General features: G+C 63.5%; 22 protein-coding genes, 1 tRNA gene, 1 other RNA gene and 1 pseudogene. 9 read left to right on the top strand and 16 right to left on the bottom strand.

Annotation, left to right across the window (positions count from 1 at the left end; genetic code table 11):
* The first annotated feature begins 28 nt into the window (after nt 1-28).
* Entirely contained in the window at nt 29-835 is an 807-nt protein-coding gene (locus ACFQZZ_RS11025) for a methyltransferase domain-containing protein (protein ID WP_378677670.1), read from the top strand.
* Between the two features lie 65 nt (nt 836-900).
* Here the strand turns inward: ACFQZZ_RS11025 and ACFQZZ_RS11030 are convergent, their stop codons facing one another.
* Nucleotides 901-2,190 (bottom strand): aminotransferase class I/II-fold pyridoxal phosphate-dependent enzyme, encoded by a 1,290-nt coding sequence (locus ACFQZZ_RS11030; protein ID WP_378677672.1) that lies wholly within the window; start codon nt 2,188-2,190, stop codon nt 901-903.
* Nucleotides 2,191-2,345: 155 nt separating this feature from the next.
* Nucleotides 2,346-2,440: signal recognition particle sRNA small type (gene ffs, locus ACFQZZ_RS11035), an RNA gene on the bottom strand.
* A gap of 121 nt (nt 2,441-2,561) precedes the next feature.
* Here ffs and ACFQZZ_RS11040 point away from each other — a divergent pair.
* From ACFQZZ_RS11040 to ACFQZZ_RS11050, 3 genes are all read left to right on the top strand, one after another.
* Nucleotides 2,562-3,545 carry a hypothetical protein gene (locus tag ACFQZZ_RS11040; RefSeq protein WP_378677674.1) on the top strand — a complete coding sequence of 328 codons (984 nt, stop codon included), beginning with the start codon at nt 2,562-2,564 and terminating at the stop codon, nt 3,543-3,545.
* Between the two features lie 55 nt (nt 3,546-3,600).
* A tRNA-Ser gene (locus tag ACFQZZ_RS11045) sits at nt 3,601-3,688 on the top strand.
* 995 nt (nt 3,689-4,683) lie between these two features.
* Nucleotides 4,684-5,757, top strand: coding sequence for a hypothetical protein (locus tag ACFQZZ_RS11050; protein ID WP_378677677.1), 1,074 nt, complete (start codon nt 4,684-4,686; stop codon nt 5,755-5,757).
* Between the two features lie 56 nt (nt 5,758-5,813).
* On the opposite strand, the gene ACFQZZ_RS11055 is transcribed toward ACFQZZ_RS11050, so the two are convergent.
* The 5 genes from ACFQZZ_RS11055 to ACFQZZ_RS11075 all read right to left on the bottom strand — a co-directional run bounded on the left by ACFQZZ_RS11055 (nt 5,814) and on the right by ACFQZZ_RS11075 (nt 9,209).
* Nucleotides 5,814-6,071 (bottom strand): DUF3558 family protein, encoded by a 258-nt coding sequence (locus ACFQZZ_RS11055; protein WP_378677679.1) that lies wholly within the window; start codon nt 6,069-6,071, stop codon nt 5,814-5,816.
* Between the two features lie 819 nt (nt 6,072-6,890).
* Complete coding sequence (locus ACFQZZ_RS11060) at nt 6,891-7,493, bottom strand: hypothetical protein (RefSeq protein WP_378677681.1); 603 nt, start codon at nt 7,491-7,493, stop codon at nt 6,891-6,893.
* Nucleotides 7,478-8,323 (bottom strand): hypothetical protein, encoded by an 846-nt coding sequence (locus ACFQZZ_RS11065; protein WP_378677683.1) that lies wholly within the window; start codon nt 8,321-8,323, stop codon nt 7,478-7,480. The genes ACFQZZ_RS11060 and ACFQZZ_RS11065 overlap by 16 nt, the downstream gene beginning before the upstream one ends.
* Nucleotides 8,320-8,637 carry a hypothetical protein gene (locus ACFQZZ_RS11070; RefSeq protein ID WP_378677686.1) on the bottom strand — a complete coding sequence of 106 codons (318 nt, stop codon included), beginning with the start codon at nt 8,635-8,637 and terminating at the stop codon, nt 8,320-8,322. Before ACFQZZ_RS11070 ends, ACFQZZ_RS11065 begins: the two co-directional genes overlap by 4 nt.
* A complete protein-coding gene (locus tag ACFQZZ_RS11075; RefSeq protein ID WP_378677689.1) occupies nt 8,637-9,209 on the bottom strand; it encodes a hypothetical protein in 573 nt (190 codons plus the stop codon). Before ACFQZZ_RS11075 ends, ACFQZZ_RS11070 begins: the two co-directional genes overlap by 1 nt.
* 993 nt (nt 9,210-10,202) lie before the next feature.
* Between ACFQZZ_RS11075 and ACFQZZ_RS11080 the strand changes: the two genes are divergently transcribed.
* Nucleotides 10,203-10,793: a GNAT family N-acetyltransferase gene (locus ACFQZZ_RS11080; protein ID WP_378677691.1), complete on the top strand. Its 591-nt coding sequence runs from the start codon at nt 10,203-10,205 to the stop codon at nt 10,791-10,793.
* Between the two features lie 219 nt (nt 10,794-11,012).
* Nucleotides 11,013-11,978, top strand: a complete 966-nt coding sequence (locus ACFQZZ_RS11085) for a GNAT family N-acetyltransferase (protein WP_378677694.1) — start codon at nt 11,013-11,015, stop codon at nt 11,976-11,978.
* A gap of 117 nt (nt 11,979-12,095) precedes the next feature.
* Here the strand turns inward: ACFQZZ_RS11085 and ACFQZZ_RS11090 are convergent, their stop codons facing one another.
* The 6 genes from ACFQZZ_RS11090 to ACFQZZ_RS11115 are packed head-to-tail and all read right to left on the bottom strand — an operon-like array spanning nt 12,096 to nt 16,369.
* Nucleotides 12,096-12,917 carry a phosphotransferase gene (locus ACFQZZ_RS11090; RefSeq protein WP_378677697.1) on the bottom strand — a complete coding sequence of 274 codons (822 nt, stop codon included), beginning with the start codon at nt 12,915-12,917 and terminating at the stop codon, nt 12,096-12,098.
* 60 nt (nt 12,918-12,977) lie between these two features.
* A complete protein-coding gene (locus ACFQZZ_RS11095; protein ID WP_378677699.1) occupies nt 12,978-14,591 on the bottom strand; it encodes an FAD-dependent monooxygenase in 1,614 nt (537 codons plus the stop codon).
* Nucleotides 14,592-14,614: 23 nt separating this feature from the next.
* Entirely contained in the window at nt 14,615-14,944 is a 330-nt protein-coding gene (locus ACFQZZ_RS11100) for a ScnB (RefSeq protein ID WP_378677702.1), read from the bottom strand.
* Complete coding sequence (gene scnC / locus ACFQZZ_RS11105) at nt 14,941-15,651, bottom strand: thiocyanate hydrolase subunit gamma (protein ID WP_378677704.1); 711 nt, start codon at nt 15,649-15,651, stop codon at nt 14,941-14,943. Before scnC ends, ACFQZZ_RS11100 begins: the two co-directional genes overlap by 4 nt.
* On the bottom strand, nt 15,648-15,947 hold the full coding sequence (locus tag ACFQZZ_RS11110) for an SH3-like domain-containing protein (RefSeq protein WP_378677707.1): 300 nt from the start codon (nt 15,945-15,947) through the stop codon (nt 15,648-15,650). Before ACFQZZ_RS11110 ends, scnC begins: the two co-directional genes overlap by 4 nt.
* The gene (locus ACFQZZ_RS11115) at nt 15,944-16,369 is read right to left on the bottom strand and encodes a hypothetical protein (protein ID WP_378677709.1); all 426 of its coding nucleotides are present in this window, start codon (nt 16,367-16,369) and stop codon (nt 15,944-15,946) included. Before ACFQZZ_RS11115 ends, ACFQZZ_RS11110 begins: the two co-directional genes overlap by 4 nt.
* Nucleotides 16,370-16,873: 504 nt before the next feature.
* Here ACFQZZ_RS11115 and ACFQZZ_RS11120 point away from each other — a divergent pair.
* Nucleotides 16,874-17,530 (top strand): annotated as a pseudogene (locus ACFQZZ_RS11120) (dienelactone hydrolase family protein); the annotation flags it as partial.
* Here the strand turns inward: ACFQZZ_RS11120 and ACFQZZ_RS11125 are convergent.
* Nucleotides 17,511-18,632 carry a CapA family protein gene (locus ACFQZZ_RS11125; protein WP_378677711.1) on the bottom strand — a complete coding sequence of 374 codons (1,122 nt, stop codon included), beginning with the start codon at nt 18,630-18,632 and terminating at the stop codon, nt 17,511-17,513. The pseudogene ACFQZZ_RS11120 and the gene ACFQZZ_RS11125 overlap by 20 nt on opposite strands.
* Nucleotides 18,633-18,758: 126 nt before the next feature.
* On the opposite strand from ACFQZZ_RS11125, the gene ACFQZZ_RS11130 reads away from it, so the two are divergent.
* Nucleotides 18,759-19,118, top strand: a complete 360-nt coding sequence (locus ACFQZZ_RS11130) for a hypothetical protein (RefSeq protein WP_378677714.1) — start codon at nt 18,759-18,761, stop codon at nt 19,116-19,118.
* A gap of 57 nt (nt 19,119-19,175) precedes the next feature.
* On the opposite strand, the gene ACFQZZ_RS11135 is transcribed toward ACFQZZ_RS11130, so the two are convergent.
* Complete coding sequence (locus ACFQZZ_RS11135; protein ID WP_378677716.1) at nt 19,176-20,018, bottom strand: hypothetical protein; 843 nt, start codon at nt 20,016-20,018, stop codon at nt 19,176-19,178.
* Between the two features lie 173 nt (nt 20,019-20,191).
* Nucleotides 20,192-20,638 (bottom strand): TetR/AcrR family transcriptional regulator C-terminal domain-containing protein, encoded by a 447-nt coding sequence (locus tag ACFQZZ_RS11140; protein WP_378677718.1) that lies wholly within the window; start codon nt 20,636-20,638, stop codon nt 20,192-20,194.
* Between the two features lie 73 nt (nt 20,639-20,711).
* On the opposite strand from ACFQZZ_RS11140, the gene ACFQZZ_RS11145 reads away from it, so the two are divergent.
* A complete protein-coding gene (locus ACFQZZ_RS11145; protein WP_378677721.1) occupies nt 20,712-21,392 on the top strand; it encodes an alpha/beta hydrolase in 681 nt (226 codons plus the stop codon).
* The last annotated feature ends 104 nt before the right edge of the window (nt 21,393-21,496 follow it).

Raw genomic sequence — 21,496 nt, forward strand, 5'->3', positions numbered from 1 at the left:
GGCCATACCGAGGGACGGAATCGGGCCCATGAATTTGCACGGATTGCGCCCAGATCGCTTCGATAGCGCGGGCCACGATCAGTTGGTCGACGTACGCGATCTACAGGCGGCACTGCCCGGTATCCGGCGTCTGCGGGACTGGGCCCACGACGCACTCGCACTGCAGCCAGGCGAAAGCGCGATCGACATCGGCTCCGGCTCCGGCTCGGAGGTGCTCGCTTTCGCCGATGCGGTGGGACCGACCGGAACCGCTATCGGCGTCGAACCCGACCCGCACCTGCTCGCTGCCGCTGAACGCCGCGCGAGCCAGGCCGGGTCACCCGCCAAGTTCCATTCCGGCGACGCCTACGGACTGCCCTTCGGCGCCGACAGTTTCGACGCGGCCCTGTGCGAGCGGGTCTTCCAGCATCTGACCGCGCCGATCCGCGCCGCCAACGAGATCGCGAGGGTGCTGCGGCCCGGCGGCCGGGTCGTGGTGGTGGACAGCGACTGGGGCACGGCGATCGTGCATCCCGGCGACCGCCAAGTAGTCAGGGAGGTCGTCGACACGCTGGCGTCGGCAACAACCAATCCGTTCTCCGGCCGTCGGCTGCCCGGGCTGCTGACCAAAGCTGGCCTCGTCATCGATGAGGTCGGCTCGCATGCGCTGGTGCAGGACCGCAGTGTCGGCGCAGGTTCGCTGGTCAATCGGATTTCGGCGATGGCGGTGGCGCGCGGTGTCATCACCGAGGCCCAGCGTGATCAGCTGATCGCGGACCTGGAGGCGGGCGCCGAAAGCGGCGATATCCATCTATCGGTCACCATGTTCGCCGTGCTGGCACACAAGCCGCACTGACCTACCCCGACACGGAAGCGGGCGCACACCCGGATTCGGTGTGCGCCCGCTTCGGTTCGTACGGGTTACTTGTCGAGCAACTTCTCGGTGGCGGCAAGTAGCACGCAAGTGGCCAGGCCGTCCATCGCCTTCTCCAGTTCGGCTTCCTTCGGGAAGCTCGGGGCGATACGAATGTTCTTGTCCTCCGGGTCGTTCCGGTAAGGGAACGCCGAACCCGCTGCGGTCAGCGCGATTCCGGCGTCCTTGGCCAACGCGATCACCCTCGCCGCAGTGCCCTCCAGCACGTCGAGGCTGATGAAGTAGCCGCCCTTCGGCTCGGTCCAGGACGCCACCTTCGAGGCGCCGAGGCGATCCTCGAGAATCCGCAGCACCAGCGCGAATTTCGGCTCGAGGATGGCGCGGTGCTTCTGCATGTGTGCGCGCACACCGTCGGCGTCTTTGAAAAAGCGCAGGTGACGCAGTTGGTTGATTTTGTCGGGGCCGATGCTCTTCTTCGACGCGTGCCCGAGATACCAGTCCAGGTTGGCCGTCGAAGCGCCGAGGAAACTGACTCCCGCGCCCGCGAAGGTGATCTTGGAGGTGGAGGCGAAGACAATGGGGCGGTTGGGGTTTCCGGCCGCGGCGGCCAGCCCGAGCACGTCGATGACCGAAGCCGCGGTGTCGGTCAGTGGATGCACCGCGTAGGCGTTGTCCCAGAACAACCGGAAGTCCGGCGCCGCGGCGGGCATCGAAACCAGTTCCCGGACAATATCTTCGGAGAAGACCACACCGGTCGGGTTGGAGTAGTTCGGCACCGCCCACAGACCCTTGATCTGCGGGTCGTTCGCCAAAAGCTCGGCAATGGCGTGGGTGTCGGGGCCGTCGTGGTTCATCGGGACCGGGATCATCTCGAAGCCGAGCGCCTCGGTGATCGCGAAGTGCCGGTCGTAACCGGGGCTCGGACACAGGAACTTCAGCGTGGGCTCGGCCGCCCAGCGCTGCTTCGACTCGGGGACGCCGTGCAGCATCGCATAGGCGATGACGTCGTGCATCAGCTCCAGGCTGGCGTTGTTGCCCGCGATCAGGTTGTCCACCGGAATGCCGAGCAGCTCACCGAATATGGCGCGCAGCTCCGGGAGTCCGTGCAGCCCACCGTAGTTGCGGCAGTCGGTGCCGGTGCCGTCGCGGAAGTCGCCCGCACCGGGCAGCGAAAGCAGTTCCGTGGACAAGTCGAGTTGTTCCGGCGAGGGTTTTCCCCTCGTCAGGTCCAGCGTGAGCTTCTCGGTCTTGAGCGTCGCGTAATTCGCGTGCTGGGTCTCGTGTTCCGACACGAGCTCCGCGTGGCTCATCAAACCGATCTGCGTTTGCCGGGGCATCCTGGGCAGCCTTTCGAAGCAGCAAAGGGGCGAGGGGTGACGTCCGGCCGATGTCCGTGTGACCGTCGGCGGACCGCTGTTCACGTTACCCGGCGGTTGCTCCGAATTGGAGTGGATAAGCGGCTCGGGATATCCGTCCGTCCGAGCGCCGAAATTTAAGGGGACCCCGCGCACCCGGCAGAGCCCGTTGACCCTTGCTGCCTTCCGGCCCTGGGGGAGTTCACAGGATGCGCGCCGCGCGGGATCCGTGGGCCAGTGTAGCGGCTCGTCGACCACACCCCCATATCCGGGGCCCACGCGCACTCGCGAGCAGTGGCTACGATCTTTCCAATACCGGAGGGGCTGCCCCCACCGCACGAGGGGATCGACAGGTGACAGACAAGAATCCGCCGCACGGCGGCCACGAGGTGCCGCCACTGGGATCGCCGGGCGACGCGGAGCCGACACCCCAGTGGTGGGAAGCTCCGAGCACCAGCGACAGCACCGGCTTCGCGTCTGGCGCCGACCCGACACTGGTGCGCGGACCCGGACAATTCGACGCCTACACGCCACCACCGCAGCCTTATGCGCCGCCGCAGCAGCCATACGCGCCACCACAACAGCAGTACGCGCCGCCGCAGCAGCCGTACGCACCACCGCAGCAGCCATACGCGCAACCCGCTCCCCCGCCACCTGGGCCGCCAAGTTATCCACAGCAGCCGCCCTACGGCACCCCCTACCCGGGCACACCGCGACGGCGTTCCAACACGGGATGGATTGTCGGCGGTATCGCCGCGCTGATCGTCGTGATCGCCCTGATCGGGGGCCTGATCGTCGCGGTGAAGAGCATCGGCGGTGGCGACAAGTCCTGGGCAGGCGATTACGCCATCGACAAGGTCACGGACTCGTGCAGCCTGGTCACACCCTCGATACTCGCGCGGTGGGCGCCCACCCAGAAGGAGCTCACGCACACCGAGAACCAACCCGACAGCAGTTTCGGTGGCGGTTCGCTGAATTGCAACGCGAAGTACGAAGGCTCTGGAATCAACGACGCGTCCATGACCATGGACGCAGACCTCGAAAGCAAGTACGGATCGCCGTACTACACCATCTGGAAGGACATCGACACCGGCACCTCGGGCACCGGACGGGCCTCCGGCGCGGTGAGCGGCCTCGGCGAGGAGGCGTACTTCGCCTCCCGAGAGGATTCGTCGTCGTCCTTCAACTCGCTGGACTACACGATCGGCGTACTCGACAGCAATCTCTCGGTCCAGGTCGAGATCACCATCTATTCGAAGACCCCCATAGACAAGGCCGCAGTCGCCGCCGCCTGCGAGGCACAGGCCCGGCAAGTCATGGCCGGCCTGCGGAAATAGCTGCCGAGAGGGCCCATTTGGCGACCGACGGGGTGCACCCGGTATGCTGCTCCACGGAGGATTCGCCTAGTGGCCTATGGCGCTCGCCTGGAACGCGGGTTGGGTTAACGCCCTCAGGGGTTCAAATCCCCTATCCTCCGCCACGGCAAACGCCTCTGATCAGCCTAACTGGCTGGTCAGGGGCGTTTTTCGTTACACCTACCCTTCCCGGTACGCAATCAGTGAGATGGTTACGTTCCTGTAGGCACACGCGATAAGCAGTCGCGACATCGACACCGCAGGCAACCTTCCTGCGGTTACCCGACAACAGCGAATGCTTGAACATGGACAACTTCGATCTCGTGCGGCCTACCGGAATCGACTCCCAAGCGTGGGCGGCGATCGTTCGCCACCGCAACCGACTTAAGAGCGCCATTGCAGGCGCCGATAGATCGCTGACGCTAGGTCGAGCCAAGGAGCTGGCCGAATCCGTCGCATGAGCAGTCATCACTGAACGAGGCGAAGTCGCCCGCCAATATGGGCTTCCTCACCTGATCGATACCGCGCACGTCGCGCTGCAGCGCCAGCCGGGCACCGATCTCTCGCAGGACACCCGTCCGCGATCAGAAGGCCGAAATCGACCGACTGACCTTACTGCTCGGGCAGAACCCGATCAGTACCAGCGACTGGAACAAGGACTATCCCCTACACCAGCAGGCGCTCGCACTGGCCAAGAAGTTCGACCCGCAAGCCAGCCTGCTCTGGACGAAGATCGCTGACCTGTTCGAGCCTGAACCTCCCTTCTGAGAAGACCACGGTGCATGCGGTCGCAACGGGCCGTCGTCGTGCCAAAACATCGGATGCTTTGCCGGTCACCGCTGCCTTGCCCTCGGGCTTCCCACATCAAGATTGTCGGCTGGCACTCCAGACATCCCCGAGCAAGCTCTGCGGGCAGCGGGACCTACCGGCACCCGGCGGTTGTGGGCAACCGGCACAGGGAAGCTCGACAATCCGAACCGGCAGAAGACCCCGCCAATAGTGTTGTAGTTACTACTCTTTCGTTGTGATGTCGGCGGGTTGGATCAGTCGGCCCACCAAACAGCAAGGCACCAACAACTCCTAGGGTTCCGACAAGCTCGAGTAACGATGAGAGACGCCTATGCCAGATTTGCTCTACTACCCGAGGATCAACGCCCCGAGGGCGGTGATCCACCAGGCGCTGCTGTACTGGGATCGCCTGGCTACTGTCGTACCGCGCGGATCCCTGGAAGAGTTGCTCGACCCAGCGATGCGCCAAGTCCACTCGGCGGGACTGTACAACCCGGTATCGGCAGATCGCTGGCCGACCGAACGTGAAGGCATGGAACGAGCGCTACGGCGGTTGACACATCTGCTGGATCAAATCCCTGCTGACGATCTGATCCCGCAGGGCGGCCCGGATAGCTATCTGTACAGCGCCAAGCTTTCCCATGAGATCTTGCTGGAGTTGGAACGCCGCCGACTGTCGCTACCCATGGGCGATGACGGACTCCAGATCCGTGTGTCGGCCGCGACCCAGCTTTGTTTGATAAGTGTTGCGGCACGAGATATCGCCCAGCAGTACCGAGCGCGCGACGGGCACCGCGGCAGGCACGCGCTCTACCCGTACACCGACAGCCCTGCCGCGCACCTCTTCGCGCACACGCCGTTCGCCGCCGACTATCTGCCGCCCAGCAGTGACCTGCATCCGGAACGTGACCCGCGGAGAGCGCAACACATCTACTTCCCAGGCCCTCGCACGACACCCTGTTGGGAGGTGCAGATCGGCAGGCTGCTGCCGGTGCCTCGCGATGAGGTGCTCATCGATGACCTGATCGCATTTCGTGAGCGTTACCACGATGAGCGGCAACGCCTCATGATGGCGATCGACCTTCTCGTGCACGGGCTTCAACTGCACTACGACCACCCCCAGGACGTGCTGCGCGCCGTCCAACGAGAACTCGAGGATGCGCTAGCCGACCTGACGGCCGCTGGGCGATCGGCCCGCATCGGCTGGATCCGGCAGTCGGTCACCGTGACAATCGCCCTCGCCGCCGGGTACGCCGGTCAGAAGCTATTTCCTGAGGCCGGATGGGTACTCGGTGCGATCGGTGGCGTGGCGATCAACGTAGCAACCAACCAGACCAGTCCCTCTGGCAAGGGACCAGCGGAAGACTTCAGCTACCTCCACCGCGTGCGTTCCGCACTGGGTTGAGCACATCCTGAGCCCGAACAGCCGAGACCTACGCCTCGGAATCGGCGTTGCCCGCGTCAACACCTGCCCGAACCTAACGATGTCAGCAGGGCCGAAACGACGAGGTCGAAGTCTGCGTTGTTCCAGCTGCAGACCTTCCAGTCGGACTCTTCGACGCCGGCGATGCCGGACTCCTTCGTGGCAGGGTTGACTCCGACCTGTTTGAGCAGTGCATCGGACACCTGCGTGCACGGATCCCACAGCGCTGTTGTTGCGGCCGAGGTGTTCGTGGTGCCGGAACTTGGCCCGGCTTTTCGAGCAGGTGGGTTGGCCACAGAGTCCAAGTGCGACCGCTCGACGGCACCGCGTGCGGTGCCAGTTCCAAGCGCCCGGGCTCTATTACCCGAGGTAGTGGGTCAACCTGATGCAGAATTCAGCAACCTGCCGTAGCTGTTCATCGGTAAGGCTCAGGCGGCCACTGGGAGTTCGTGCGGGCTCTTCATGTATTTGGATGACCCCTTCCCGCTCTTTGCTGCGGGTTATGATTCCGACAAGTCCCTGGGGTCGATTATCGAAGAACCAGGCCGATTCCGACGTGCCACTGATCGGTTTCATCATCGGGCTGGAAGACCAAGTTGTGCTTGGATTAGCGATGCGCGTGATCGAAGCATGTCCGACCATTTCGGAATTCGAATCAACGAAACAGTCTCCCGCACCGTAGATTTCCGATCCAAGATCCCGGCCCGCCCTGATCCTTATGTCTTGCACCTTAAGATCGTTTACGAAGAAATCTGACAACGCATTGCACAGATCTTAGACTGTGGATGCGGCTGGCGCAGTTGTGACCGCCGGTGCGACATTAGTTCCCGGTCCGGATGCAGGTTCTGCGCACGCTGACAGGCCTAGGATGACAGCACCATGAGCAGATAATGTGAGTTTCTTCATTTAGCTCGTTTTGGCCTTCCAGTCCGAGCCATCGCCATCAAGTACGCTAGCGTCGTTGAAGTCAAGATTTTCCTTAGCGGGCTTGCCTTCGCTGTCGACTCCTATGGCCTCGAGCTGGATGGATGGCCATTTGTTGAACGGCAGACCAGATTGCGTTGAGACATCAGCGGCAAATAGTGTAATTCCAGCAGCGTGCGGAGCGGGAGCGATCAGCCCTTCAAAGTGCGGATCATGTCCACCAGTACTTGCGCGCCCGCTCGCGTCGGTTGGTCATCTCGCGTCGTTTGGTCATCGGTTTCCTTGAAGTGGAGTTCGCCCTCCCAGCCGTCGAGGCTGGCGGTGAGGTCGACGTCAAGCAGCGTAGTGGCGGGATCCGCCCCCTTGGGCAGTGGCTCGGTGACGACCTTGACGGTCATGCCGTCCACGGTCAGAACCTTGGTTGGGTAGTTCTCGTTCGCCGGCGGGGGTGTGGACAGGGTGTGATCACTGTCGACGATGCGAAACAGCAATGCCGAACCGATGTACCGCCGGTCAGGCTGATCTCGTTCACGCAGGTAGTAGGAGCAGTCGTTGCCGGTGCCGATCTTGTCGGTCAGAGGCTTCTTGAGCCCGGGTTCGACCTCCAGAGCTGTATCGGCATATCGGGTAGCGAAGAATTTCCTCGGATAATCGCACAGTTGTTGGAGCGTGTGATCGCTCGTCCGTACCTTGTACTTTTCGGGATCGGCATGCGGCACCAGATCGCAGCTCGACAGCATCAGTATCAGCACCGAGAGGATCGTCAGCCGCCGCAGGTTCATGTTGCCTGCCATTCGGAGCCGGGAGAGTTGATGTTGAAATCGTCCGAAGCGCTTCTCGGCCAACGGTTGTTGTGGAGCCCTTTCTGATGCTCTGTCGATTCCTCGATATTGTTGATGCTTTGCTTTTGAGAAAGGAGGGACTTCGCGAGTGCATCCGTATACGCGACGGCGCTGCTGATTACCTTTCCGAGGATATCGATCGCGTCCGAGACCCCGACCGGAGCGGCGACGAAAGTGGCGATTTTAGCGATAGCCGACCCAAGCTTGATGAGCAGATCCGCGACATCCTTGACGATGTTGGAGTAGAAGTCCCATGCCGTATCCGATATCTTGGCGAGCGCATCCTTCATCTTGTCGCAGGTCGATTTCGCGGAGTCCATTGCGGTGTCCTGGAGTATCCGCGCCGCCGTGTACTTGAGTGCCGCCGCTCCTGCCCAGTAGCCGGTGATACTCCCGTTGTTCACCTCGTTGTTCTGCGCCTCGCCGATCTTGGACTTCAGCGTCGACCATGCTTCGCTCGCCTGCAGGAAGGCGATGGGCGCCTTCAAACCGTCGACCGCGCTCTGCAGTTTGTCCAAGAGCTCCTGGATCTTTTTCTTGATCGCTTCCTTGTTGTCCTGCATGTAGCCGGTGAAGTCATCCTCGGTTATCGCGCCGTAGACGGCGCCAGCCACCGCACCGGCTAGTCCGAAGAATGCCGCTGCCTCGACCTCGGCGGCGGCGATCGCAGCTTTCCTGAACGCCTCATCCACCTTGGCGGGCTGGTCTCTGATCTCCGCGATCTGGTCCGAGAACTTATCGAGTACGGTGTTGATCTCGTCCAGAGATTTGGTGGCACTCATTGATAATCGTCCTCCAGTTTGATGAGGACGTTCGCGAAGTTCTGGTCCTGCTCCTGATGGACCTTAGCGACATGGTCGAGAACCTTTGCGATGGAGTCGGTTTCATTTCTGCCCTCGACCATTCTGTCGTACATATATCGTGCGGCCGCTGCCTGGGCGTCCCAGGCATCCTGGAACAGCCCCCAGACGACGTCCTGGTGACTGAAATGGATACTCTGCGCCTGCGTCGCGGCGACGGTGAGCGTGTCCGACGCGTGGTCCCAGGCTCTGGCGGCTTTAATCAGTTGGTTCAGATCCATGGAAAAATTGACCATTACGAGTTCCTCATCAGGTAGCACTTGTATTCCGCGAGTTCGCGTTCGAGCTCATCGTCGGTGCGGTCGGCCCATGACCCGTCTTCGTGGAACCGTGGGCGCTGTTGCCGGATCTGATTCGCGCAGTCGAGGATGTCGTGCGCAATGTAGGACGGGCTGGCCGTGGTCGCCCACCGTGGATCGATCTCGATGCTGCCGATGCGAGAGATGCTCGCGACCACCGTGATCGAGGGCACTCCGAAGTCGGTCACCGGCCCTCGCCCGACGAATTCATCACTCAGCCGCAATGATCGTTCGACCATCTGGAATTCGGCGAGCGACCGGGTGTCGAGGAGCGTGATCAGTTCTGTGCGGCGAGAAGGAGATACGGTCAATTCGGTCCATCTGCCCGATGCGATGACCGGCGCGTCACGCCGCCACAGCGCCACGTAGTAGCCGGTCATCGCCGCCGCGGAGAGATCCGGTGGATCCATACGGTCGTGGATATTCCGGCTCACATCGACATCTACCGGAAGGCGACCTTCGTCGAGATTCATTGTGAACAGGCCGACTCCGATCAAGCCAGTGGCCACTGTTTCCCCTTCTTCGGTCTCCACTGCAGTGGGATCGTTCCGCCGAATGGCCGCTATCGAATCAAGTGACAACGGACTGCAAGTCATCCCGGACCCCGCAAGTCACCAGCCCCCCTCGCGGCCAGCCGTGGTGCACCAGCAATCCAGTAGTTCGTCCCCTCAGGCTGTTGCCGGACAGACACTACCGTTCTGTTTGTCGCCCCGGCAAGGGTGGCGTCACTGCTTGGACGGTCGGTCCTGCCACAGCGTGCTTCGAAGCGAAAACCACACCCGGACAAGACATAAGCCTCCGCAGTCTCACGCCGAGGCCGAGCCTCGATCGCGTGCGGGGCTGGGCAAGTGGCGGGTGGGTCGTTGAGTTGGTATCCGAGCATGCCTATTTCTGATCCGCGAAGTGGTCATTGAAGGACGAGAACTACCTCCGGGCGTTCTTCATCGCGCGGGACGGCCATTGGCACCAAAATCTGACCCTCGTCCGCTCCGATCCAGACAACTGCCGGCTCGCCGCTACACGGGTGTTCGCTATCCAGCAGGCACCCGATCTTCAGCACATCGACAACGAGTTCCATGGCCGCTTCAGAGACCCAACATGGAGGACCTGACACGACGACTCCGCATCTCCGAACGCGCCACTCGGTGACACACCCACCGCCCGGTGTGACAGCTCTCCCGCCACCGAGGGCAAATGACTCGAATGCGGCGTTGACCGCGTCAACTCCTGAACCCAACGTTTGCATCCGCCAATTGGGCGGAAACAGCCTGAATCGCAACGAAACTGGCTGGTCGTAGAGTTGACCTGCGGAAGCGGATGGGTTCAAATCCCTATCCTCCGCAGAGGATACGCAGTCAACCAGCGGTCGGCGACCCGCTGCATCTGGGGATATCGGCGCACCATGTAAGCCCGAGCCCGAAGGTGAAACATGTCGATTCGAGGCTTTGGCTTGTGCACGGCTTTACACGTGTCGAATGGGTGCGCCGGGGACAATGTGGAGTATGCCTGAGTTGATGCCCGCGGTCGTGGCTGCCGGGAAGTTTGCCGAGGTACCGCAGCCCACGCTCGTGACGCTCGACGGTTTGGTACTGCGGCCATGGACTTCGCAAGACGCGCCGGCAGTGTTCGAGGCGTTCCAGGATCCGGCGATCCGTCGCTGGCACGTACGCACGGCGGAATCGGTTGCGCAGGTGCGTGACTGGATCGAACGATGGCAAACCGTGTGGACGACGGGTAACGGACAATGGGCGGTGACAGTCGCCGGTGAAGTCGCCGGTCGCATCGGCCTACGCCACACGGATCTCGCCGACGGCACGACCGAGCTGGCGTACTGGACGATGCCAGCGTGGCGTGGTCGTGCCATCGCCCCCCGCGCGGTGATCGCGCTGACCCGCTGGGGATTCGACGAAATCGGTTTCGACCGAATCGAACTCACCCATTCGGTACAAAACCCACAGTCGTGCCGGGTGGCCGCCAAATGCGACTTTCCATTCGAGGGAACGCTACGCGGAGCAGGCAGACACAGCGACGGCCGCCACGATATGCACCTGCACGCGCGCATTCGGCGTGATGCGGATCCGTTCGAACAGTGACCTCGCGCTCGGCTACCGACCACGAGAAGGCCATCGCTGATCTCAGGTCAGCTCGTCGCCGGTGCCACCAGTCGCCCCAGGCCGATGTCGGATGCCTGCAGTACAGTGAGTTCCGCGCTGGTCCACCGTCTGGACGAGTCCGTCGCGCGTGTCCATCGGGAAGCGAGGCGCGTCGGGGAACCGGTACGCATACGCAAAGACCGGTCAAATGTCCGAAGGTTGCCCGATACCGCAGGTGATTTCACGCACGTAGCGTCCTGCCTGGGGTTGCCGGACCTCAACTCTGGCGCTGCCACGCTCGACCCGATCATCGGAAGCGCGTGGTCAGGCATCAGCTGGTCGACGCAGGCGGAATACCTTCCCGCAGAGCGAGATTCCTCGCCGACCACTTCCTTTGATCTAGCGGGAAGCGACCCCTTCATGACCTTCCAACTCGATCGAGTCGTTACCGACCTGGTGGTCGAGCCGTTGGTCGCTGGGCTGACAAGATGTGGTGATACCGTCGGCTGGGGCTATGCACGTGTCAGCGGGACCATGCGCCATATGGTCATGCAAACCGGCGTCAGGGATGCCGACAACGCAAACGCATTTGTCGGGCGCAGCGAACCGGGCGCGAATGAACCCTTCACACCCGACTACCTGAAGCCACATCGGGGCGACGCGGCGCAACCCCTGGAAACAGTGACGGTCGATCGAGCTAGGCTGCAGGACTCGTCGGGCATCGCTCGTTCGCACGTGCTCGGCATTCGGCGCGCCTATCAAGATCTCGCGGTCCAAGGCAGACTTGACGAGTTCGCACTGAACCTCGGAGAGCGCAGATCCAGCTTCTGGCGACATCAGGTGGCCGAGGGTGAGACGATTTTTGTCGCGCGATCGGCCGACGGCGACGTCGCGGGCTTCATCCACCCGCAGCGCATGGACGACGGCACGGGTTACATCGATGCCTGGTATTTACGGCCGGAGTGGCACCGTACCGGCGTATCCGAGCTCCTGATGCGCCAGGCCAGGGAGTACCTGGGCCCGGTAGACATCAACCTGCATGTGGTCGAAGGGACCGCGGCCGTGCGCGCGTATGAGAGGCGTGGGTTCGTCAGAACCGGGGCTACCCTGCCCACGGCGCCACAGGCGACCGCCTACGGCATAGTCGCACCCATGATCGAGCTCGTCCTCCGTCATACCGACTGAGACCTCACACGCGTGCGGGGCGCAAATTCCAGAGGGGGCAGTGATACCGAAGGCGTCGATCGTCTACTCCGGCAAGTGCGCTCCGGTGACGACCAGTCCGAAAACTCTGAGTCGGCGCTACCGCGATCTGGGGATTGAGGCTGCCTGGATCGCTCGATGCAGCCTGTCGAAGAGTTGCGTGGCGGCCAGTTCGGCGTTGCCGATGTGAACTCGTGTTCGGTACGCCGCCAACAGACGTTCGGCGATGTCCGGAATGTGCGGCTGCGCGGCCGAGCCGAACCGATGCCAGCAGACGACGTCGTGCAGCAGCGGTCCCCAGCTCGGCGTGCCCCAGTCGATCAGTGCCAGTTCGCCACTGCCCGTCTTCCGCAGTATCTCGGGCGCCGGGTCGCCGTACAGCACGCCGTAGCTGAGCCCGATATCGCGATCGAATTCGCGCACCGCGGCAAGGGCGTCGTTGAGCGCGTTGCCCTCTCGCCCGCCTATCCTGCCCGCTTCCGCGGTGTAGAAGTCGAGTAGCTTGCCTGCCGGCGTCACGTCGCCGGCCTCGAGCAGGATCCGGTGCACTCGGCCGAGCAGCTCACCGCACAACTCCGGTTCGGACCAGTCGAATGGTGTGCCCTCCACCAACTCGAGCACGGCCAGCGTCCATGAACCACGCCACCGGTACACCTTGACGCATAACGCACCGTCGACAGTGGTCACCGGAGCGCCAGTACTGATGCCTGCGCGGTCCACGACCGACGCGATTCGCAGACCGGGCTCCACGTACCCGCGCCCATCGAAAGTCAGCTTCGCGACGTAGTCGCCGGAGTTCGTGCGCACTCGCCAGACCCTGGCGCGGTCACCGAGATCGGTCAGCTCATCAACAACCCGAACACCGGAGAACGGCCACGCACCGAGCAACCGGGGCAACCGCTGTGCGATATCGCTACCCATCACGCTGTCATCCTGGTCGACTCCGCGTGCACAGACGACTGATTTACACCCTGGCGGGTTTCAGCTGAAGGTAGATCCGAGGTACTTCGCAAGGTCCTCCGCCGAGGCGGCGTGCCGCGCGTAGCCGAGGTACCCGTCGGGTCGGACGACGTAGGCCGCTCCGCCCTTGGCGCTGTAGGCGTGTGCGAACTTCGACTCGTCGTCGCGGATCACCGGCAGAACTGTCCCGTCGACCTCGGCCCCTGGCGCCGCGACGAGATACACGTCCATCTGCCCGTGCGCCGTGCGGCGGGCGGCGTCGGCAAGGCTCTCCAGCGCCCCTATCGCCTCGGCCCCGGTGCCGGCATCGGCGTAGAGGAGGGTGGTGTGGTTCGTCCGCCCGAGCAGCGAGAACAGGCGGAATGCGGAGGTGACAGCGTCCCGCGTCAGACCGGTGGCGTCCGGTGCCCGACCGCCTGCCCGCGGGCCCGCGGAGCCGTCGGCCGAGTTCGCGACGATGGGACTGTCGCCGTAGTCGATCAGCAGTTGAGCCTCGCGCTGGATGACGTAGTCCGGGTCCGATTCCCCCGCACCGATGCCCTCCCTGGCACTGCGCACAGTCCGCCCGACCACTTCCACGCCGACCGGACGACGTTCGGCGTCGTAACTTTCCGGCAAGCCCGAGGCGCCGTCGCCGGTTACCGCCAGCGCGAGTTTCCATGCGAGATTGTGCGCGTCCTGGATGCCGGTGTTCATTCCTCGAGCCCCGGTGGGTGGATGGATATGTGCCGCATCCCCTGCGACGAAAACCCTGCCACGACAGTATGAATCAACAATCCGGTGACTGATCTTGAACACCGACGACCAACGTAGGTTCGAAGCGGTGGCAGGCTCTGGTGCCAACCGATCGAGCACCGCCTGAATATGCCGGAGCTCCGGCTTGCGGCCACCTTCGAAACCGTGCTCGACATTGTCGGCGCTGGTTGTTCCCGCGAGTTCGGCGGGAACCAGCGTCGACACCCGATACCGGCGATGCCCCGGCAGCGGTATGCACACCAGCAGGTCGCTGGTGACGCCATCGGTCTGACGCATCGACCTGACGCCGTAGCCGCGTGGCAGTGACCAGTCGAGCTCGACATCGCCGAGCATGTACTGCTCGGCGAACGCCGCGCCTTCGAAGGAGAGGCCGAGTGTCTTACGGACGACGCTATGCGCTCCGTCACAGCCCACCAGGTAATGCGCGCGGACGGTACGCTCGCCGTCCGCGTCGGCGAGCACGGCGGCCACACCGGCATCGTCCTGCTCGAAGGTCGTAAGCTTCGTGCCGCGCTCGACCCGAGTCCCCATCGAGGCCAGGCGCTCCCGCAGGATTCGCTCGGTCTCGTATTGGGGAAGTCCGATGAACCCGTAGGGCACGTCGGCGGGCAGCGTCAACTCCATCCTGGCCGCCTCGGCACCATCGAGGTAAACCAACTGACCGCGCAGCTGGATCGAGGCGTCGAGCACCTGCCGAAGCACCCCGGAACCCTCGAACACTTCGAGCGTTCGCGGTTGGATTCCCACCGCCTTCGCGTACTGCGGCGGCTCGGACAGCGCCTCGACGATCCGGCAATCGACGCCGCGTCGAGCCAATTCGATTGCCGCGGTCAATCCGACCGGACCCGCGCCAATGATGAGCACCTCTGTGTCAACCATGCGACACCGCCTCGGATCGTCGATTACTCCCGGTTGAACCGCGCCCTGATCACCTCCATACGCGCACGCAACTCCTCCGGGGTGATCAATCCGCGATCCATCAGCGTGTGGGCCGTCACGACAACCGATCGGGTCCGCACGGGGAAGTCGTGGTAAACCGTCTCACCGAGCGCATCCTCGACATGGCGACGTTCCAGGTTGTCCAACGTGCCTCGCCAGGACAGGCATTCGCACGTTGCCTGCATGCTCGACTCCCACGGGTCGGGCTTACGGTCGAGTTCGGGAAGCGTGCTCTCCCGGCGCGACTCGGGGTCCAATGTGTGCAGCAGGACTTCGTACGGACCACGGCTCACCGCTGCCCATCCCTTCCCGTGGTGGCTTCGACCTGGTCCGGCGGCGCCTGCGCGGTCCAGTCGACCTGCGGCAGTGCCACACCGATCATCGTGTCCCTGGTGACGATGGCCGCCAGTTGTTCCTCGGTCCAGCCCTCGGTGCCCTCGGGGCGCATCGGCATCACCATGAACCGGGACTTCTGATTCGAGTCGTGCACCCGGACCTCGACGTCGGGCGGAAAGTGCAGGCCGAATTCGGCGAGCACCTCGCGGGGCCAGCGCACCAGGCGCCGACGGTAATTGGGGGTGCGGTACCAGTCCGGAGACATACCGAGAACCGGCCGTGGGTAGCACGAACACAGCGTGCACACGATCACGTTGTGCACCTCGGGCGTGTTCTCCAGCACGTAGAAGTAGGTGTAGTCGCTCGGCGTTCCGGATCCGGTCGGGTCACGCCAGTCGATGCCGACCTCCTTGCACGTCTCGGTCCCGTCGGCGAGCAGCCGCGCCTTGAAATCGGGATCCGTCCACGCCTTGGCGACCAGTTTCGATCCGCCGTGCGGACCGACCGATTCAGCCCACTCGGAAAACCGCCGGTGGTCTTCTTGTGAGAAGAGGCCCTTTTCGATGGCGAGTTCACGAATCGCCGTCTCCAGGATCTCGAACTCGCTGATCTCTCCGGTCGTCTGGATCGGTGCGTGCGCCCCGTGATCGTGGGTCTGACTCACTTGGCATCCTCCTCTGCGGGCTCGAGCCAGCGCTCGGAGACCTCCGTCTCCAGGGTGTCGACGTCGAAGCCGGTGTATTTGGGCCACAGGTCTTTCTGGCGGAACCGCACCACGTAGAACGGTTCGAAGCGGCCGTCGTCGCGTCCCCACGCCTCGTCCTCCGGGATCACCCACTCGGGCCGGTGTTCGACGACGACACCCGTCTGCCCGCGGGTGTAAGCCTGGGTGCGGGTGTGGAACATCGACGTCTTGTTTCGAACCCTGACGCGATCGCCGATCTCGTACTTCCTGGTCATGCTCGCGCCTCCATCCGTGCGCGTACCTCGTCCAATTTCGCCGACAGTTCGTCGGGAGTGATCAAACCCTTGTTGATCATGACCTTCGCGGCGACGGTCGCCCAGCGCGCGTAGTAGGGCAGACCGAAGTACAGCGTCGCGCCGAGGTCGTTCTCGGCTCGTCGGCGTTCCTCGGAATTCCACATGCCACGCCAGCCGAGGCATTCGCATGTGACGTAAGTGTTCATCTCCCAAGGCTCTTCGTCTTTTTCCTTGTACTCGATCGGCACATCCGGTTGTCCGCCGACGTCGTGCAGGACGTGCCGGAGGGCGGCAAATAATTCGTTCGAGATCTCGTACGGCGAGTCCAGTGGCTTACGGAACACTGGGGCGATATCTGCGACGCGACTTTGTAGTTCGTCGAATCGGTTCGGTGAGCTCATGAGGTCTCCGTTGGGACGGATCCGATGTCCCCCCGACAGGGTGTGGCATATGGCGCACACCCGGCTGTAGCCGACTGCGTGGCGGCCGACCGACGATCCGGCCGGTGAACCAGGCAGCAGAAGATGTGATACCCATCACAACTACGTCATCCGATTGACAGGGTACACGCCAAGATCACTCAGTTGAAGCTACGGCTCCGCGCCGCTCGATCAGAGCGTGTCCCGGCAGCAGTTGACGTGCCGAAATACGGACATATTCATGGGTCGCCAGGTATTGACTGGGGGCAAATCTGGAGGAGACTATTCATTACACCGGAACACCGGAGAGAGTCACACTGTCGGCAGAGACGTCTGTCAACTTTTGATGATGTTTTTCCAGGATCTGGCCAAGCCCCCGGCAAGCCAATCGAATACCGGAGCTGTCAGCGACGACTGAGGCTCATGGTTTCGATGGAGACTACCGGGGACTGTCTTGTGTGGGGGTGTTCTGGAGCAGCCGTGCAACCCGATCCCTTGACGCGGACAGAAGAGGTCATCGTGCCGTCGGAGCCGATCCGGCTGGCAGGGATACTGGCCGTCCCGCAGAACTCCACCGCCCTGATCGTCTTCGCGCACGGGAGCGGTAGCGGCAGGCACAGTCCGCGGAATCGTTTCGTCGCCGACGTGCTGAATCGGGCGGGGCTCGCGACGATGCTGGTCGACCTGCTGACCGCGGACGAAGAGGGTGACCGTACCCGCGTTTTCGATATCGAGATGCTCGCCCATCGCCTCGTCGACGTGACCCGCTGGCTGCGCACGCGATCGGCCCTGAGCAGCCTTCCCACCGGATATTTCGGGGCGAGCACCGGTGCCGGTGCCGCGCTGTGGGCGGCCACCGAACCCAGCACCGAGATCGCGGCCGTCGTCTCTCGTGGCGGCCGCCCCGACCTGGCTGGTCCGCGACTCGCGCGGGTCCGCGCACCGACGTTGCTCATCGTCGGCGGTAACGACCAGCGGGTGCTCGAGCTCAATCGTGAAGCCCGGCTGCAGATGCCGTGTCCGAGCGAGATCGATGTCGTCCCCGGCGCGACGCACCTGTTCGAGGAGCCCGGCGCACTAGAGCAGGTGGCGGATTTGGCACGCGACTGGTTCCGCCGCCATCTCAGCGTTGTGCGGCCTTGAAGACCACAGGCAGGTCGTCGGACCGCGCTGCGACGCGGGTTCCGAAACCGCGGCTGATGTGCTCGATCGTCTCGCACAGCCATCGGGATTCGCTGAGCGCGGCCGATTCGAGGCGCATGCGGCGTACCTGAAGCGGAATCATTCGCACCTCCACCGCACCGGGGTCGATGGACACGAGATACATCAGACGAAGATCGGTGCGGAACCGCTCGTGACCACGGATGCCCTCGTAGTCGTCGATGACGTCGCCGCATCCGTACAGAATCGGTTTCCCCCGGTAGATCTCGATCGGCCGCGGATGGTGTGCGGAATGCCCGTGCACCAGGTCGACTCCGGCATCGATCAACCGATGCGCGAACTGCGTTTCACTCAGCGCCACCCCGTAGCCCCAATTGGGTCCCCAATGCACCGAGACGATCGCGATATCTTGATCGCGCTTGTGCGCCAACACTTCTGCCGCCACCTCGTCGGCGGCACGGACACTCGGCGAATTGCCGACCCACCACAGCCCCGGTCGATCATGATGCGCCGCCCAGTATTCCGGAACCCCACTCGATCCCGCGGCGACCGAGAAGATCACCACCCGGCGTCCGTCGTCGAGTTCCGATAACACCGGAGCTCGGGCATTGTCGAGATTCGCGCCGGCTCCGGCGCGTTGGATGCCTGCGGTATCGAGCGATTCGAGGGTGTCGGCCAGCCCGTGGATACCGAAATCGAGAATGTGATTGTTGGCCAGCGCGCAGACGACCGGTGCGATCACGGTCAGTACCGGCAGGTTGTCCGGGTTCATCCGGTAGTGGATGCCCTTGGCGGGCTCGAAAGCACCGTCGGCCGTGATCGCGGTTTCCAGGTTGATCAACCGCACATCCGGGTCGACCTGAGCGAGGATCGGCAGGAGATCACCCCACAACCAGCGGAAATCCACTGGACGGTCAAATGCGCCGTGCACGCGTTCGGCCAACTCCACATACGTCCGCGCATCGTCGACATACCGTTCGCGCAGCGCGGGATCGCCGGGATGCGGCAGGATCTGGTCCACTCCGCGACCCAGCATGACGTCACCGCCCAGCAGCACCGTCGCCATACCACCATTGTCGGTCATTTCTGATCGCCCGGTGGTAGCGGTGACCGGCGGCGCGGTCCTAGTATCAGGAGTGTCGGGGAATACCAACGAACTCGACAATCGGCGAGTCAGGTCCGCGCGACGAACTTGCCGGAAGAAGGAATCATGATTACCGACAAAACCCACAGCATCGGCACGTGCCGACTGCTGGCGACGGTCGCGGTTGTCGGAGCCGCGATGGTAGTTCCAACGACGGCAGTGGCGATTCCCGCCATGGCGGCGCCGACCGGACCCGGTGTGGTACAGACGGATTACCCTCGATGCGACCGCTACGACCAATGGTGCGGTCGCGACGACTATCGGTGCGATCGCTATGACAACTGGCGCTACGGCTACAACGACTGGCGCTACACCGACAACGACTGGCGCTACCGCGACGACCACCGATGCGACCGTGGCTGGGACCAAGGCTGGGATCGAGGCTGGCACAACATATTTCCCCGCGGCTGGTTCGGCAGTAGCTGACCGAACGGATTCGGGCGTGCGAACCAGGGCCCCGGAGCGGGCGACTATTTCGGCAGTTCAGGAGTGAGGTTCAAGAGTTGACCCCGTTGGGACGGGGTCAACACTTGCGGCGACTGCCGGTGCGATCGGGGTATGGAGACGGCCGCGAAGTGACGACAGGGAAGGGCCACTGTAGGGGGATGGTTCGGTCGTGCGCCCACGAATCCACTGGGCGATAGCAGCGACGGCCGAAACCAGCGATATCGCGCCGGCGAGCCACGCCGTAGAAGTGATACTGGCGGTGGCGTACGAAACTTGGCGCGCACCTGGCAGCGGGAATTGGCCGTTGCCGGAGGCCCAACGCACCAGCAGCCCGACCTGGGCACCCACATCCCGAGGGGATCCGTACCCGACCATCGCCTTCACTTCTGCCGCCTTGCCGTTCAAGTGGGCCACGGCGAAGACTACGAAAAGTGCTAGGGCTACGGAGGAACCGGCCGCCAAATGAGCAAGCGCCTTGGTGCGTGCCCGAAGATTGACCAGTACAGCGAAGACGGTCAGGGCGCAGGCGGCGGTGGCGAGGACGCCCCAGTTGCCGTTGACATCCGCGGCCGGCGGTGGTGATCCCGACCACAAGGCCGCGAGGGACGTGGATATTTGGAGACCCCCGAAGGGGTCGGCGCTGATCGTGCCGTCGGTGCCGGAAGCGGTGAGCCACGGATTGAACAGCAGGAGGAATGTGATGATGCTCCCGGCGGCGGCGAACAGGTAGCCCGCGTTGCCTCGAAGCGAGGCAAAGACTTTCGCGACAACTTTCGCGACTTCGACCCGATGCTGTGGGGTACGGCCTGCTGCACCCCTTGGCGATTCGGCCGATCGGTGGCTGGTTTTGCTTGCTTGCCAGGGAGTCGGCTGCACCATGAACTCAGCCTAGGAGTCGGACAACCAATGCTGCCGTTAAAGTCCGTCAATTTTCCGATGCAGGCCGTATATGAAACGCAAATATCGTGTCCAGCTGCTCGTATTTCACGCTGCCATTCGCGAGCAGCGCGGCCTCCTATGCGCATCCCGAAATCCGTCCCTGCAAGGAGAATTCATTCCTTCAGCCCCCTCAGGATGATGTGCAGGCCGGAGCGGAATTCGTCTTCCGGGTCGCTGCCGGTGGCGGCGTGCGCGATCTCGATCAGTTTGGCGAAGTTGTCGGAGGGCAAGGCTGCGACCCGGTCAGTAATGGTGGCCGAATCTGGGTTTCGAGCCGCGGAGAGTGGGCCGGCAAGTTCGGCTTGTGCGAATCCTGCGATAAATCCGGAGACCACGCGGAATGCGATCAGGAGTTCAGCACCGGATCTGCCGCTACGGGCAAGAGCCCGCAGCAGCGCTTCGGCGGTCGTGAGCGTGGGCAGGTCGAGACTACGGCGAGTGAGGAGCAGCGGGATGGCGTGCGGGTGCGCACGAATGGCGCGCCACATACCCTCGGCCACCGCGGTGATCTCGTCGACCCAGTCGCCGGACGGTTCGGCCGACCAGTGCGCTTCCGCCATCACGGCCCCGGTGACCAACTGCTCGAGCCCCTCCCGCCCGTTGACGTAGTCCGGCGGTCTGCCCCGTCAGCTGGTGAGCCAGCGCCGCTACGCCACCGATGTCGACTCCGCGCTCGCGTTCGTACGCTCACATCCAGAACTCGATTCCGGACGGATCGCGTTGTGGGGCACATCGTTCGGAGCGAGTCACGTACTCGCCGCGGCGGCCCGCCACCCCGAGATCAGCGCGGCGGTCGTCCAGTGCCCGGTACTCAGTGGGCGCGCGGTCGTCGCCCGGGCCGGCATCCGGCATCTTGCGCGGTTCACCGGACCGATCATCTCCGATGTCGTGCGCGCCGCACTGCGCTTGCCCCGGCGATACGTGCAGCTGGTCGGCCGTCCGGGCGAACTGGCTTTCGTCAATCAGCCCGGCGCACTGGAGGGCTGGCAGTCGGTCACCCCGCCCGGGGACGAGTTCGACAACCGCATCACTGCCGGCTCGGGCTTGGGAATGTTGTTCTACAACCCCGCGGCTCGAGCGTCGCGCGTGCGTTGCCCGCTGCTGCTGTGCGTCTGCGACCGCGAAAATCTCATCGATCCCTCAGTAGCAGAGCAGGTCGCGACCGACGCCCCGCATGCCATCGTCGAGCACTACGACGCTGACCACTTCACCGTCTACCACCCGCCGATCGCGCAGCGAGTCGTCGCCGACCAGGTCGACTTCCTGACCGAACACCTCGCACCTGCGGGATCGACGCCCCGCTCTCGGAGCTGAGTCGCTCGTCGAACCCGTTGCCCGACAGGGCTATCGCCGCATTCCGACCAACGATGACGAGCCGCAGACGCGCCGCCGGACCAAGAAATGGTGGTATACATTCT

Source organism: Nocardia sp. GCM10030253, assembly GCF_042675075.1.
GTDB lineage: Bacteria > Actinomycetota > Actinomycetes > Mycobacteriales > Mycobacteriaceae > Nocardia.

Excerpts from the sequence above, each read along its gene's own strand:
- ACFQZZ_RS11080 (WP_378677691.1), top strand. The coding sequence starts at position 10,203 with ATGCCTGAGTTGATGCCCGCGGTCGTGGCTGCCGGGAAGTTTGCCGAG.
- ACFQZZ_RS11065 (WP_378677683.1), bottom strand. The coding sequence starts at position 8,323 with ATGAGTGCCACCAAATCTCTGGACGAGATCAACACCGTACTCGATAAG.
- ACFQZZ_RS11135 (WP_378677716.1), bottom strand. The coding sequence starts at position 20,018 with ATGGTGCAGCCGACTCCCTGGCAAGCAAGCAAAACCAGCCACCGATCG.
- ACFQZZ_RS11115 (WP_378677709.1), bottom strand. The coding sequence starts at position 16,369 with ATGAGCTCACCGAACCGATTCGACGAACTACAAAGTCGCGTCGCAGAT.
- ACFQZZ_RS11060 (WP_378677681.1), bottom strand. The coding sequence starts at position 7,493 with ATGGCAGGCAACATGAACCTGCGGCGGCTGACGATCCTCTCGGTGCTG.
- ACFQZZ_RS11140 (WP_378677718.1), bottom strand. The coding sequence starts at position 20,638 with ATGGCGGAAGCGCACTGGTCGGCCGAACCGTCCGGCGACTGGGTCGAC.
- ACFQZZ_RS11050 (WP_378677677.1), top strand. The coding sequence starts at position 4,684 with ATGCCAGATTTGCTCTACTACCCGAGGATCAACGCCCCGAGGGCGGTG.
- ACFQZZ_RS11090 (WP_378677697.1), bottom strand. The coding sequence starts at position 12,917 with ATGGGTAGCGATATCGCACAGCGGTTGCCCCGGTTGCTCGGTGCGTGG.
- ACFQZZ_RS11095 (WP_378677699.1), bottom strand. The coding sequence starts at position 14,591 with ATGGTTGACACAGAGGTGCTCATCATTGGCGCGGGTCCGGTCGGATTG.
- ACFQZZ_RS11125 (WP_378677711.1), bottom strand. The coding sequence starts at position 18,632 with ATGACCGACAATGGTGGTATGGCGACGGTGCTGCTGGGCGGTGACGTC.
- ACFQZZ_RS11110 (WP_378677707.1), bottom strand. The coding sequence starts at position 15,947 with ATGACCAGGAAGTACGAGATCGGCGATCGCGTCAGGGTTCGAAACAAG.
- ACFQZZ_RS11070 (WP_378677686.1), bottom strand. The coding sequence starts at position 8,637 with ATGGTCAATTTTTCCATGGATCTGAACCAACTGATTAAAGCCGCCAGA.
- ACFQZZ_RS11130 (WP_378677714.1), top strand. The coding sequence starts at position 18,759 with ATGATTACCGACAAAACCCACAGCATCGGCACGTGCCGACTGCTGGCG.
- ACFQZZ_RS11030 (WP_378677672.1), bottom strand. The coding sequence starts at position 2,190 with ATGCCCCGGCAAACGCAGATCGGTTTGATGAGCCACGCGGAGCTCGTG.
- ACFQZZ_RS11025 (WP_378677670.1), top strand. The coding sequence starts at position 29 with ATGAATTTGCACGGATTGCGCCCAGATCGCTTCGATAGCGCGGGCCAC.